The following is a 14,275-nucleotide window of genomic DNA, read 5'->3' on the forward strand; positions in this document are numbered from 1 at the left end:
CAACATTATTTATTATAAAGAATAATCCAGGTCAATGCAAGGAAAAATCCATAAATAATTTATCTATGGACACTTTTACTATTATACTGATGTTTGCCGTACATTTCAACCGTCTCTTGCAGATCGACGGTGATCGGTTCTCCGCAAAAATTCCATTATATATTAAAACAAATTTGTACGATTGTTTCAAGTGATAACATAAAAAAAGCAGCAGCCGGATGGCTGCTGCTTTCTAAAATAAGAAAGATCTTATTTAGTGATTGTAGATACAACGCCTGAACCTACAGTACGTCCACCTTCACGGATAGAGAAACGAGTTCCGTCCTCGATCGCGATTGGGGAAATAAGTTCAACTGTCATTTCAACGTTGTCCCCAGGCATAACCATTTCTACGCCTTCAGGAAGTTGAATAACACCAGTTACGTCCGTAGTACGGAAGTAGAACTGTGGGCGGTAGTTAGAGAAGAATGGAGTGTGACGTCCACCTTCATCTTTAGCTAGTACATAAACTTCAGCTTTGAAGTTTGTGTGTGGTGTAATAGAACCAGGCTTAGCTAGTACTTGACCACGGTTGATGTCTTCACGCTTAACACCACGAAGAAGAGCACCGATGTTGTCGCCGGCTTCTGCATAGTCAAGAAGCTTACGGAACATTTCTACACCAGTTACGGCAGTCTTGAAGGATTCTTCAGCCATACCGATGATTTCAACTTCGTCACCGACTTTAACTTGTCCACGCTCAACACGGCCAGTTGCTACTGTACCACGGCCAGTGATAGAGAATACGTCCTCAACCGGCATCATGAATGGCTTGTCAGTGTCACGGTCTGGAGTTGGGATGTGCTCGTCAACAGCGTCCATAAGGTCGTAGATTGCCTGCTCATATTTCTCTTCGCCTTCAAGAGCTTTAAGAGCGGAACCGCTGATTACTGGTACATCGTCACCAGGGAAGTCATATTCAGATAGAAGATCACGAACTTCCATTTCAACTAGTTCAAGAAGCTCTTCGTCGTCTACCATGTCAACTTTGTTCAAGAATACAACGATAGCTGGTACACCTACGTTTTTAGAAAGCAGGATGTGCTCACGAGTTTGTGGCATTGGACCGTCAGCTGCAGATACAACCAAGATCGCGCCGTCCATTTGAGCAGCACCAGTGATCATGTTCTTAACGTAGTCAGCGTGACCTGGGCAGTCAACGTGTGCATAGTGACGAGTTTCTGTTTCGTACTCAACGTGTGCAGTGGAGATAGTGATTCCACGCTCACGCTCTTCAGGAGCACCGTCGATCATGTCGTATGCCATAGCTTCACCAGAACCTGATTTCTTATGAAGAACAGTAGTGATCGCTGCAGTTAGAGTAGTTTTACCGTGGTCAACGTGTCCAATTGTACCAATGTTAACGTGGGACTTGGACCGGTCGAATTTTTCTTTACCCATTGTATATTTCCTCCTTTAGATAAGTAACAATTATAGTTTAAGATTTATATGCAGCTCAGGAGTGTCAGCCACTCCTAAGCTTACATTACAAGTTATACTGTAACTTGTTTAAAAAATCAATTATTGTCCAGAATTTTTCTTGATGATTTCCTCAGAGATGCTCTTCGGAACTTCTTCGTAGTGGTCGAAGTGCATTGTATATGTTCCGCGGCCCTGAGTGTTGGAACGCAACGCTGTTGCATAACCGAACATTTCAGAAAGTGGAACGAATGCTTTAACCACCTGTGCATTACCACGAGTTTCCATACCTTCCACACGTCCACGACGGGAAGTTACGTCACCCATGATATCGCCCATGTATTCCTCAGGAATAACAACTTCTACTTTCATCATTGGTTCAAGTAGAACAGGCTTACACTTGTTTTTCGCCTCTTTAAGTGCCATGGAAGCAGCAACTTTAAAGGCCATTTCGTTGGAGTCGACATCGTGGTAGGAACCGTCATAAAGCGTTGCTTTGATGTCTACCATTGGGTAGCCGGCCAATACACCATTCTCCAAGGATTCTTTAATACCTTGTTCAACGGATGGAATGTATTCACGCGGTACAACACCACCAACAATCTTGTTGACGAATTCGAAACCAGCGCCTTCTTTGTTCGGCTCGAACTCAACCCATACGTGACCGAATTGTCCACGACCACCGGATTGACGTACGAACTTACCTTCCACTTGTGCACTAGCGCGGAATGTTTCGCGGTAGGCAACCTGTGGAGCACCAATGTTCGCTTCAACTTTGAACTCACGCTTCAGGCGGTCAACGATGATGTCAAGGTGAAGCTCACCCATACCAGCGATGATCGTTTGTCCTGTTTCAACGTTAGTTTCAGTCTGGAACGTTGGATCTTCTTCCGCAAGCTTACCAAGGGCAATTGCCATTTTATCTTGGTCAGCTTTGGATTTAGGCTCGATAGCTACAGAGATTACCGGTTCAGGGAACTCCATAGATTCAAGGATGACAAGGCTCTTCTCATCACATAGAGTGTCACCTGTACCCGTGTCTTTAAGACCTACCGCACCAGCGATATCACCAGCATATACTGTGGAAATCTCCTCACGGGAGTTTGCGTGCATCTGCAGGATACGACCTACACGCTCACGCTTATCCTTCGTGGAGTTTTTCACGTATGAACCAGCGGAAAGTGTTCCGGAATATACACGGAAGAATGTCAATTTACCAACGTACGGGTCTGTGGCAACTTTAAACGCCAGACCGGAGAATGGCTCGTTGTCATCAGCTTTACGTACAATGTGCTCTTCCGTTTGTGGTACGTGACCTTCAATTGGAGGTACATCCAATGGAGATGGTAGATAATCGATAACACCATCAATTAGAAGCTGTACACCTTTGTTCTTGAAGGCAGAACCACAGAAGACTGGGTAGAAGTCAACACTTAGAGTAGCTGTACGGATAGCCGCCTTAAGCTGTTCGTTCGTGATTTCTTCTCCCTCCAGATACTGCATCATCAAGTCTTCATCAAGTTCAGCAACAGCTTCTACAAGCTTGCCGCGGTACTCTTCAGCCTGATCTTTGTAGTCATCTGGAATTGGGCGTGCTTCTGCACGAGTACCCAGGTCATCCATGTAGTAGTAGGCTTCCATCGTTACAAGGTCGATGATTCCTTCGAATTCATCTTCCGCACCGATAGGAAGTTGAACAGCTGCAGCATTTGCACCAAGGCGGTCTTTCAACGTGCCAAGGGAGTAAATGAAGTCAGCTCCTACTTTGTCCATTTTGTTAACGAACACGATACGTGGAACACCGTACGTAGTAGCCTGGCGCCAAACAGTTTCTGTTTGAGGCTCAACACCGGATTGGGCGTCAAGAACAGCTACGGAACCATCAAGCACACGCAGGGAACGCTCAACTTCAACAGTGAAGTCTACGTGTCCAGGAGTGTCAATGATGTTGATACGGTGGTCTCTCCACTGAGCAGTAGTAGCGGCGGAAGTGATTGTAATTCCGCGCTCCTGTTCCTGCTCCATCCAGTCCATTTGGGAAGCTCCTTCGTGAGTTTCACCAATTTTGTGGATACGTCCTGTGTAGAAAAGAATACGCTCAGTCGCCGTTGTTTTACCAGCGTCGATGTGAGCCATGATCCCGATATTCCGGGTCTTTTCCAAGGAGAACTCTCTAGCCATGAATCTTTCTCCTTCCTGTTTGAACAGTTATTTTTTTGGTGATTACCAACGGTAGTGAGCGAATGCTTTGTTCGCTTCTGCCATTTTGTGCATTTCTTCGCGGCGTTTAACGGAAGCACCAGTGTTATTCGCTGCATCAAGAATTTCGTTAGCAAGGCGCTCTTCCATCGTTTTCTCTCCGCGTAGACGCGCATAGTTTACGATGAAACGAAGACCTAGAGCCTGACGACGTTCTGGACGAACTTCAACTGGTACCTGGTAGTTGGAACCACCTACACGACGTGCGCGTACCTCCAATACAGGCATAACATTCTTCATTGCTTCGTCGAATGCTTCCATCGCATCGTTTCCGCTGCGCTCCTGAACAAGTTCAAAAGCTTTATAAAGAATCTTTTGAGCTTTTCCGCGCTGACCGTCAACCATGATCTGGTTGATCAAACGAGTAACAAGTTTAGAGTTATACATTGGATCTGGCAACACATCACGTTTTGCTACTGGACCTTTACGTGGCATATGTTCCCCTCCCTTCTCACAAATGTTTTAGTTTATATTAAGCGATACTTTCATATCGTTTATTTTTTAGCTTTTGGCTTTTTAGTACCGTACTTGGAGCGGCCCTGCATACGACCGTCAACACTTGAAGTATCAAGTGCACCACGTACGATGTGGTAACGCACACCCGGCAAGTCTTTAACTTTACCGCCACGGATAAGAACAACACTGTGCTCTTGAAGGTTGTGGCCGATACCAGGGATATAAGCGTTAACCTCAAGCTGGTTAGTCAAACGAACACGTGCATATTTACGAAGTGCAGAGTTCGGTTTCTTCGGTGTCATTGTACCAACACGTGTGCAGACACCACGTTTTTGTGGAGCAGCTAGATCTGTCATACGCTTTTTCATGCTGTTATAGCCTTTGTTCAAAGCTGGAGAGTTCGTCTGCTTTGTTTTGCTCACGCGTCCTTTACGTACCAATTGGTTAATAGTTGGCATGGTTGTATCCTCCCTTCATTTTTTAATACCACACATCCAGGTGGTTCATAAAAAGGCAAAAAACAAAGCTTTCGCGTTTGAACGCCAAAACTTTATTGCTTTATCGCCACTGTAGCCGCACCAACGTCAATACCGCATGCATTCCCGAGTTCATCCATAGAAGGAACCCGTGTATGGGGAATGTTCAGTTGCCGGGCCAGTTCAGCTACTTTTAGTGTCATGGACTGATCGGCATCGTCAGCCGTTATGACCTCGTTCACTTCACCATTTTTCATGGCTTTCAGTGTCTGTTTCGTTCCAATAATGATATCGGAACCAGCCTGTGCTACTTTTTCATAAGACATCTTCATATCCTCCAAAGTAACAAGGATAAATGGAAGCACCTTGATAATATTATCACTCACCCAAATGCATGTCAACTGCATTCGGGTGAGATTTTTAGTGCTTCCTTCTTTTTTACCCTTTGTTAGCATCTACTTCTCTTTTTATGGCTGCGTTACCTCTTCAGGTGTGGCTGAAGTTTCGGTCTGCGCACCCTCGGATTGTGCCTGAATCTTGCGGTAGCGGGTCATACCCGTACCTGCAGGAACAAGTTTACCGATAATTACGTTCTCTTTCAAGCCGAGCAGTTCGTCACGCTTACCTTTAATGGCTGCATCTGTCAGGACACGAGTCGTTTCCTGGAAGGATGCGGCGGACAAGAAGCTGTCTGTTTCAAGAGACGCTTTCGTAATACCCAGGATGACCGGACGGCCGACTGCCGGCTGACCACCTTCCATGAGTACTTTCTGGTTGGCTTCTTTAAATTGGTGAATTTCAAGAAGGGATCCAGGTAGAACATCTGTGTCACCAGAATCAAGTACGCGTACTTTGCGGAGCATTTGACGGACCATAACTTCCACGTGTTTATCAGAAATTTCTACACCCTGCATACGGTATACTTTCTGAACTTCTTTAAGAAGATATTCCTGTACTCCGTCAAGCCCTTTGATCGTCAACAACTCTTTCGGATCGATAGAACCTTCAGTCAACGCATCTCCGGATTTCACTTCGTCTCCAACACTTACTTTCATACGTGCACCATATGGAGCTGTGTAGGAACGGGATTCAACCGCACCCTGGACAACGATCTCCTGTTTCTCTTTCACTTCATTCACTTCGTGGACAGTACCGTCAATTTCAGTGATGACAGCCTGACCTTTCGGATTACGAGCCTCCACGATCTCCTGGATACGAGGAAGACCTTGTGTAATATCGTCTCCGGCTACACCGCCTGTGTGGAAGGTACGCATTGTAAGCTGTGTACCCGGCTCACCGATGGATTGTGCTGCGATAATACCGACAGCTTCTCCAACTTCCACCTCATCACCAGTGGCAAGGTTTCGGCCGTAACACTTCTTACATACGCCGTGCTTCGTATTACAAGTAAACGCAGTACGGATGACAACGTCCTTGATACCGGAATCTTCGATCTGCTTCGCAGTATCTTCAGAAATGACTTCATTTCTCTCTGCAAGAACATGGCCTGTTTCAGGGTGTTCAATTTTCTGGAACGCTGTACGACCAATCAGACGGTCGATCAACGGTTCGATGATTTCAGTGCCTTCCTGAAGGGCGGAAACAGTCAGACCGCGGTCTGTTCCACAATCATCTTCACGGACAATGACGTCCTGGGCAACGTCTACAAGACGACGAGTCAGATAACCTGAGTCGGCAGTCTTAAGGGCCGTATCGGCAAGACCTTTACGTGCACCGTGTGTGGAGATGAAGTATTCAAGTACTGTCAGACCCTCACGGAAACTGGACTTGATTGGTAGTTCAATGATTCGTCCAGCCGGGTTGGCCATCAGACCACGCATACCCGCAAGCTGCGTAAAGTTAGAGGCGTTACCACGGGCTCCGGAATCACTCATCATGAAGATCGGGTTACGTGGATCGAGGGATTTCATCAGACGGTTCTGAATGTCATCCTTCGCTGCACCCCAGATTTCGATAACTCGGTCATAACGTTCTTCCTCGGTGATCAAACCGCGGCGGAACTGCTTCATGACCTTATCGACTTTCTTCTGACCTTCATCAAGAATTTCCTGTTTCTCCGGAAGTACGACGACGTCGGATACACCGACTGTAATACCAGCCTTCGTAGAATAAGCAAAACCAAGGTCCTTCATACGGTCAAGCATCTTGGACGTTTCACTGATGGAGAAGCGTTTGAACACTTCCGCGATGATGTCTCCAAGGATGCCTTTTTTGAATGGAGGGACTTCATCGCGCTTGGCAATTTCTGCGCGGATGTCTGTTCCATTTTCAACAAAGTAATGATCCGGAGTCTTGATTTCCAGGTTTTCTTTCGTCGGTTCATTAATATAAGGGAAAGAACTAGGCAGCATTTCGTTGAAGATCAACTTACCGACCGTAGTCAGAAGAAGCTGCTGGTTCTGTTTTTCTGTAAATGTTTCGTTATTCAAGGAACTTGCCTGAACGGCTACACGTGTGTGCAGGTGGGCATAACCATTTTGGTAAGCCATCAGCGCTTCGTTCAAGTCCTTGAAGAACATACCCTCTCCTACTGCGTTGGTACGCTCAAGAGTGAGGTAGTAGTTACCAAGTACCATATCCTGTGACGGCGTAACAACCGGTTTTCCGTCTTTCGGGTTCAGGATATTCTGAGCCGCAAGCATCAGGATACGTGCTTCAGCCTGAGCTTCTGAGGACAATGGTACGTGCACGGCCATCTGGTCACCGTCAAAGTCAGCGTTGTATGCCGTACATACGAGTGGGTGCAGACGAATGGCGCGTCCTTCTACAAGCGTTGGTTCAAATGCTTGGATACCAAGGCGGTGAAGCGTTGGTGCACGGTTAAGAAGAACCGGGTGCTCTTTAATGACATCTTCAAGAACGTCCCATACTTCATGGTGGACACGTTCAATCTTACGTTTCGCTGACTTGATGTTGTGAGCAAGTCCACGGGAAACCAATTCCTTCATAACGAAAGGCTTGAACAATTCAAGAGCCATTTCCTTCGGAAGACCACACTGGTACATTTTCAGAGATGGTCCAACAACGATAACGGAACGTCCGGAATAGTCAACACGCTTACCAAGAAGGTTTTGACGGAAACGTCCCTGCTTCCCTTTCAACATGTGGGAAAGAGATTTAAGCGGACGGTTACCAGGACCTGTAACCGGTCGGCCGCGGCGTCCGTTATCAATAAGGGCGTCGACAGCTTCCTGCAGCATACGTTTCTCGTTCTGAACGATGATCGTAGGAGCTCCAAGATCCAATAGACGCTTCAGACGGTTGTTACGGTTAATCACACGACGGTAAAGGTCGTTCAAATCAGATGTGGCGAAGCGTCCACCATCCAGCTGCACCATCGGGCGCAGTTCTGGAGGGATGACAGGAAGGACATCCAGAATCATCCATGACGGATCGTTACCAGAGTGACGGAAGGATTCCAACACTTCCAGGCGCTTGATCGCACGTGTGCGTCGCTGACCCTGAGCGGTTTTCAGTTCTTCCTTCAACGTGTCTACTTCTCCATCCAAGTCGATATCGAAAAGAAGTTTGCGGATGGCTTCAGCACCCATAGCAGCCTGGAAGCCTTGTCCGAACTTCTCACGGTATGAACGGTACTCTTTTTCAGATAGCAGCTGCTTCTTCTCAAGAGCCGTCTCGCCTGGGTCGGTCACGATATAAGCGGCGAAGTAAATCACTTCTTCAAGCGCTCTTGGTGACATATCCAGTACAAGTCCCATACGGCTTGGGATACCTTTGAAGTACCAGATGTGAGAGACAGGGGCAGCTAGTTCAAGGTGCCCCATACGCTCACGGCGTACTTTTGCTTTTGTTACTTCTACACCACAGCGGTCACAAACGACGCCCTTATAACGGACGCGTTTGTATTTTCCACAGTGACATTCCCAGTCTTTTTGAGGCCCGAAGATTCGCTCACAGAAAAGACCGTCTTTCTCTGGTTTCAACGTACGATAGTTGATCGTTTCCGGCTTTTTAACCTCACCATAGGACCAAGAACGAATCTTATCCGGTGAAGCGAGGCCTATTTTCATATACTCAAAGTTGTTTACATCTAGCAAGGGGCCTACCTCCCTTTCAGTATCCAGGTTTTACCCTAAGCTTAGAACACGAGCGACAGCAGTGTTTCTAACTTAATCGTCTAAGTTCAAATTCTCGGATTCTTTGGTTTGCTCTTCTTCGATATCGCGCATTTCAATCTCTTCCTCATCACCGGAGAGAATCTTCACATCCATACCAAGACTTTGAAGTTCCTTGATAAGAACCTTGAAGGATTCCGGTACACCAGGTTCCGGTACGTTATCTCCTTTGACGATGGCTTCGTATGTCTTCACACGACCAACAACGTCATCGGATTTAACTGTCAGGATTTCCTGCAGGGTATAGGCAGCACCATATGCTTCAAGAGCCCATACCTCCATCTCACCGAAACGCTGACCACCGAATTGCGCTTTACCACCAAGTGGCTGCTGCGTAACCAATGAATATGGTCCAGTTGAACGGGCGTGAAGTTTATCATCAACCATGTGCGCCAGTTTGATCATGTACATGACTCCGACGGATACACGGTTATCAAACGGATCACCGGTACGTCCATCATACAGGATCGTTTTCGCATCACGGGCCATGCCTGCTTCCTGTAACGTTTCCCATACGTCTTCCTCACGGGCACCGTCAAATACCGGCGTAGCAATTCTTTCACCCATCAAACGAGCCGCCATACCCATGTGCAGCTCCAGCACCTGACCGATGTTCATACGGGAAGGTACACCAAGTGGGTTCAACATGATATCAACCGGTGTTCCATCTGGAAGGAACGGCATGTCCTCTTCCGGAAGAATCTTGGAAATAACACCTTTGTTACCGTGACGTCCGGCCATCTTATCGCCTTCAGAAATCTTACGTTTCTGAACGATATAGACACGGATCAGCTGGTTCACTCCTGGTGGAAGCTCATCTCCGTCTTCACGGTTGAAGATTTTCACATCAAGCACGATACCACCGGCACCGTGAGGTACACGAAGGGACGTATCACGGACTTCACGAGCTTTTTCACCGAAGATGGCATGAAGAAGGCGTTCTTCTGCAGATAGCTCGGTTACCCCTTTTGGCGTAACTTTACCAACAAGAAGATCTCCGTCACTAACTTCCGCACCAACACGGATGATTCCGCGGTCATCCAGATCACGAAGTGCGTCTTCACCAACGTTAGGAATATCACGAGTGATTTCTTCTGGTCCAAGCTTCGTATCACGAGCTTCGGATTCATATTCTTCAATGTGAATGGATGTGTATACATCATCTTTTACAAGGCGCTCACTCATAATGATCGCATCCTCGTAGTTGTAACCATCCCATGTCATGAAGGCAACAAGCGGGTTCTGTCCAAGAGCCAGCTCACCCATATCCATGGATGGACCATCGGCAAGGATTTCCCCTTTTGTCACACGATCACCTTTAGAAACAATCGGACGCTGGTTATAGCAGCTTCCCTGGTTGGAACGGATAAACTTCTGAAGGCGGTAGCGGTCAAGATCGCCCTCAACCTCTTTGCCATCTACTTCAGAAATACGGCGGACGCGGACTTCTTTCGCTTCCACACGCTCGACGATTCCTTCGTGCTTACAAATAACAGCAGCACCGGAGTCTTTACCAGATACATATTCCATACCTGTACCTACAAGAGGAGCATCCGGCTTAAGCAATGGTACAGCTTGACGCTGCATGTTCGCACCCATCAATGAACGGTTGGAGTCATCGTTCTCAAGGAAAGGAATACATGCCGTCGCAGCTGATACAACCTGCTTCGGAGATACGTCCATGTAGTCAAGGCGGTCACGGGCTACGACCGTGTTCTCCCCGCGGAAACGTGCGATAACTTCTTCATCTGTGAAGGCGCCATCGTCATCAAGCTTCGCGTTCGCCTGAGCCACCACGTAATTATCTTCCTCATCGGCAGTCAAGTAGTCGATTTGCGCTGTTACTTTATTCGTATCCGGATCAACACGACGATACGGCGTTTCGATAAAGCCGAACTCGTTTACTTTCGCATAGGATGAAAGGGAGTTGATCAATCCGATGTTCGGACCTTCCGGTGTTTCGATCGGACACATACGCCCGTAGTGGGAATAGTGTACGTCACGAACTTCAAATCCTGCACGTTCACGAGTTAAACCACCTGGTCCAAGGGCGGAAAGACGACGTTTGTGTGTCAATTCCGCAAGCGGGTTGGTCTGGTCCATGAACTGGGAAAGCTGTGAGCTTCCGAAGAACTCTTTAATGGACGCAATAACCGGGCGAATGTTAATCAACTGCTGTGGTGTAATCGATGATGTGTCCTGGATGGACATACGCTCACGAACCACACGCTCCATACGGGAAAGACCAATACGGAACTGGTTCTGAAGCAGTTCACCTACAGAGCGCAGACGACGGTTACCAAGGTGGTCAATGTCATCTGTTCCGCCTACATCATGCAGCAGGTTGAAGAAGTAACTGATCGAAGAAAGAATGTCAGCAGGAGTAATGTTCTTCACATCACGGTCAATGTTGGCATTGCCGATAACGTTGATGGAACGCTCCCCTTCCGGATCAGTCGGGTCAACGATCTTAACGGACTGTACTTGGATCGGATCTTCAAGAACACCTTCAACAGGGTCAAGCGTCTCTTCACTCAACGTACCTTCCTGATCATCGAAGTAAGGGATCAGTTTATTCAGAAGACGGCGGTCAATTTTATCGCCTTTTTCAGCGATGACTTCGCCTGTTTCCTCATCGACCAGCGTCTCCGCCAGTGTCTGGTTGAACAAACGGTCCTTAATATGAAGCTTTTTGTTCATTTTATATCGTCCAACACGCGCTAGGTCATAGCGTTTTGGATCGAAGAACCGGGAAACCAGCAAGCTTTTCGCGTTCTCTACTGTAGGCGGCTCACCAGGGCGCAGACGCTCGTAGATTTCAAGCAGGGCTTTCTCGGTAGTCTCCGTGTTATCTTTCTCAAGCGTGTTCTTCAAGTATTCGTTATCGCCGATAAGATCAATGATCTCCTGGTCGGTACCGAATCCTAAAGCACGCAGCAGAACTGTAATCGGCAGTTTACGCGTACGGTCAATACGTACGTGCACAACGTCTTTGGCATCTGTTTCAAATTCCAGCCACGCTCCGCGGTTTGGAATAACGGTTGCCGTATAGCCGCGTTTACCATTCTTATCAATTTTCTTGTTAAAGTACACACTCGGAGAGCGGACGAGCTGAGATACGATGACACGTTCAGCACCGTTGATTACGAAGGTACCTGTGTCTGTCATCAATGGGAAGTCACCCATGAATACTTCCTGCTCTTTCACTTCACCTGTCTCATTGTTAAGAAGGCGTACTTTCACTCGAAGTGGTGCGTTATATGTTACATCGCGATCCTTTGACTCATCGACTGGATACTTTGGTTCGCCAAGGCTGTAGTCTACGAATTCAAGCGATAGATTACCTGTGAAATCTTCGATAGGGGAAATGTCCTGAAACATTTCCTTCAACCCTTCTTTTAAGAACCAATCGTAAGAAGCGGTTTGAATTTCAATCAGGTTCGGTAGCTCTAATACCTCACTGATACGTGCATAACTTCTGCGCTGGCGGTGTCGTCCATACTGAACTAGTTGACCTGTCAACTGATTCACCCCTCAAATCAAGCATTTTAATAACGAAAAAAGGGTCCGGCAAGACATGCCGAACAGGCTTGCGGTTGATCTTGCCACAAGCATATTTAAACATCTACAGCAATTGCAGATGGTGATTCTTCATTTCTCTCTAACGTTAGACAAAAAAGAAAAAGGCTTTTCATACATAAAAACCTCATTTACTTTCAGCGTTCGATTTTACCATTCTGACCATCCCGCAAGTTTTTTATACGATTTCGAAAAAAAGACTTGACAGATTTCAGATATATTGGCATTTTTCAATACTAGCACAAGTGAATACGCTAGTCAATCTTTTTTGCTCTGAGAATATAATAGCCTTTCTGTTTCAGAACGACTTCGGATTCCCCGAACAATTCTTCAAGCTTCTGCTTCGCAGACGGCGCTCCCTGCTTCTTCTGAATAACCACCCATATTTCTCCTCCCGGCACCAGGGCCTTCGACGCCTCTTCAAACATCGCGTGGACGACCGGCTTACCGGCACGAATGGGCGGATTGGTCAAAACAGCAGCAAACTTCCTGTCCTGCACACCTTGAAGGCGATCGCTCTCCAAAATGGTTACATTATCAACTTCATTGGCAGCCGCATTCTTTTCTGCGAGATGGAGAGCCCGTTCATTTACATCCACCATCACAAAACAGCGGTCACTAAAAGCTTTCGCGAGAGACAGCCCGATAGGACCATACCCGCAGCCAAGATCAAGGATTTCTCCTTCCACTTCCGGAAGCTGAAATGCATCAATCAGCACTCTAGACCCGAAGTCTACTTCATTTTTGGAAAAGACGGCATGATCTGTTGTAAAGGAAAACGGGAAACCTTTCAGTTCAAAGGACCACGTCTTTTCTTCACTCGCCGCTAATGTCTTTTTTGAATAATAATGCTCCGACATATTCGAACACCTTCTCCATTGTCTGAATTTTAGAGAATAAAAAGTCTATTAAGAAAAAGAAAGCCCGCCGATATATCAGCGAGCTTTTCTCCAAGGTTTTCCTTACTTAAGTTCGATAGTAGCGCCTGCTTCTTCAAGCTGAGATTTGATTTCTTCAGCTTCTTCTTTAGAAACGCCTTCTTTGATCGCGCTTGGAGCACCATCAACCATTTCTTTAGCGTCTTTAAGACCAGCACCAGTGATTTCGCGTACAGCTTTAACCACTTTGATCTTAGAAGAACCAGCAGATTCTAGTACTACATCAAATTCAGTTTGCTCTTCGGCAGCTTCAGCACCACCAGCAGGAGCACCAGCAGCTACAGGGGCTGCAGCAGATACACCAAATTCTTCTTCAATTGCTTTAACTAGGTCGTTAAGCTCAAGAACAGACATTTCTTTAATCGCTTCGATAATTTGTTCGTTAGACATGAGAAATTTCCTCCTTAGTTTTGTTGTTTTATTTTAAACGAATGCTAACTTACGCACTTTCTTCTTCTTTTTGATCCGCGACCGCCTGCGTAGCATAAGCGAAGTTGCGGATTGGAGCTTGTAGTACGCTTAGGAACATAGATACAAGACCCTCGTAGTTTGGAAGGTTGGCAACTTCTTTGATCTGCTCAAGAGTTGCGACCTGGCCTTCTACTACACCGCCCTTGATTTCAAGATCTTCATGATCTTTAGCGAAGTTGTTAAGGATTCTAGCAGGAGCTACCGCATCTTCTGCGTGGAAAGCAATTGCTGTTGGTCCTTGCAATACTTCATCAAGGTCAGATAGTTCAACTTCTGCAGCCGCACGGCGAATCATAGTGTTTTTATGCACTTTGTATTCTACGCCGGCTTCACGAAGCTGATTACGAAGTTCAGTGACTTCAGCTACATCAAGACCGCGGTAATCTACTAATACAGCAGATTTACTGTTGCGGAACTTTTCAGCTAGATCAGATACAATCTGTTTCTTCTGTTCGATAATACCGCTCATCGTTCCACCTCC

10 protein-coding genes are annotated in these 14,275 nt (G+C 46.6%); all 10 read right to left on the bottom strand.

All coding sequences use genetic code 11. The features are described from left to right. Positions 1–249: 249 nt before the first annotated feature. The 10 genes from tuf to rplJ all read right to left on the bottom strand — a co-directional run bounded on the left by tuf (position 250) and on the right by rplJ (position 14,263). Positions 250–1,440, bottom strand: a complete 1,191-nt coding sequence (gene tuf / locus GLV97_RS18085; RefSeq protein ID WP_160839837.1) for an elongation factor Tu — start codon at positions 1,438–1,440, stop codon at positions 250–252. 120 nt (positions 1,441–1,560) lie between these two features. Next, positions 1,561–3,639, bottom strand: coding sequence for an elongation factor G (gene fusA, locus GLV97_RS18090; RefSeq protein ID WP_160890269.1), 2,079 nt, complete (start codon positions 3,637–3,639; stop codon positions 1,561–1,563). Positions 3,640–3,681: 42 nt separating this feature from the next. After that, positions 3,682–4,152: a 30S ribosomal protein S7 gene (rpsG, locus tag GLV97_RS18095; RefSeq protein WP_160839839.1), complete on the bottom strand. Its 471-nt coding sequence runs from the start codon at positions 4,150–4,152 to the stop codon at positions 3,682–3,684. A 59-nt stretch (positions 4,153–4,211) separates the two neighbouring features. Beyond that, complete coding sequence (rpsL, locus tag GLV97_RS18100; RefSeq protein WP_027953428.1) at positions 4,212–4,631, bottom strand: 30S ribosomal protein S12; 420 nt, start codon at positions 4,629–4,631, stop codon at positions 4,212–4,214. Positions 4,632–4,723: 92 nt separating this feature from the next. Beyond that, positions 4,724–4,975 carry a 50S ribosomal protein L7ae-like protein gene (locus tag GLV97_RS18105; protein WP_160839863.1) on the bottom strand — a complete coding sequence of 84 codons (252 nt, stop codon included), beginning with the start codon at positions 4,973–4,975 and terminating at the stop codon, positions 4,724–4,726. A gap of 141 nt (positions 4,976–5,116) precedes the next feature. Next, positions 5,117–8,728 carry a DNA-directed RNA polymerase subunit beta' gene (rpoC, locus tag GLV97_RS18110; protein ID WP_160839840.1) on the bottom strand — a complete coding sequence of 1,204 codons (3,612 nt, stop codon included), beginning with the start codon at positions 8,726–8,728 and terminating at the stop codon, positions 5,117–5,119. Positions 8,729–8,800: 72 nt separating this feature from the next. Further along, positions 8,801–12,328, bottom strand: a complete 3,528-nt coding sequence (rpoB, locus tag GLV97_RS18115) for a DNA-directed RNA polymerase subunit beta (protein WP_160839841.1) — start codon at positions 12,326–12,328, stop codon at positions 8,801–8,803. Between the two features lie 311 nt (positions 12,329–12,639). After that, on the bottom strand, positions 12,640–13,245 hold the full coding sequence (locus GLV97_RS18120) for a class I SAM-dependent methyltransferase (RefSeq protein ID WP_160839842.1): 606 nt from the start codon (positions 13,243–13,245) through the stop codon (positions 12,640–12,642). Positions 13,246–13,347: 102 nt separating this feature from the next. Continuing rightward, positions 13,348–13,713 carry a 50S ribosomal protein L7/L12 gene (gene rplL, locus GLV97_RS18125; RefSeq protein WP_160839843.1) on the bottom strand — a complete coding sequence of 122 codons (366 nt, stop codon included), beginning with the start codon at positions 13,711–13,713 and terminating at the stop codon, positions 13,348–13,350. A gap of 49 nt (positions 13,714–13,762) precedes the next feature. Then, positions 13,763–14,263, bottom strand: coding sequence for a 50S ribosomal protein L10 (gene rplJ, locus GLV97_RS18130; RefSeq protein WP_160839844.1), 501 nt, complete (start codon positions 14,261–14,263; stop codon positions 13,763–13,765). Between the last annotated feature and the right edge of the window lie 12 nt (positions 14,264–14,275).

The organism is Halobacillus litoralis (assembly GCF_009856355.1).
In the GTDB taxonomy this organism is placed as follows: Bacteria; Bacillota; Bacilli; order Bacillales; family Halobacillaceae; genus Halobacillus; species Halobacillus litoralis_B.

Excerpts from the sequence above, each read along its gene's own strand:
- fusA (WP_160890269.1), bottom strand. The coding sequence starts at position 3,639 with ATGGCTAGAGAGTTCTCCTTGGAAAAGACCCGGAATATCGGGATCATG.
- tuf (WP_160839837.1), bottom strand. The coding sequence starts at position 1,440 with ATGGGTAAAGAAAAATTCGACCGGTCCAAGTCCCACGTTAACATTGGT.
- rplL (WP_160839843.1), bottom strand. The coding sequence starts at position 13,713 with ATGTCTAACGAACAAATTATCGAAGCGATTAAAGAAATGTCTGTTCTT.
- GLV97_RS18105 (WP_160839863.1), bottom strand. The coding sequence starts at position 4,975 with ATGTCTTATGAAAAAGTAGCACAGGCTGGTTCCGATATCATTATTGGA.
- rpsL (WP_027953428.1), bottom strand. The coding sequence starts at position 4,631 with ATGCCAACTATTAACCAATTGGTACGTAAAGGACGCGTGAGCAAAACA.
- rplJ (WP_160839844.1), bottom strand. The coding sequence starts at position 14,263 with ATGAGCGGTATTATCGAACAGAAGAAACAGATTGTATCTGATCTAGCT.
- GLV97_RS18120 (WP_160839842.1), bottom strand. The coding sequence starts at position 13,245 with ATGTCGGAGCATTATTATTCAAAAAAGACATTAGCGGCGAGTGAAGAA.
- rpsG (WP_160839839.1), bottom strand. The coding sequence starts at position 4,152 with ATGCCACGTAAAGGTCCAGTAGCAAAACGTGATGTGTTGCCAGATCCA.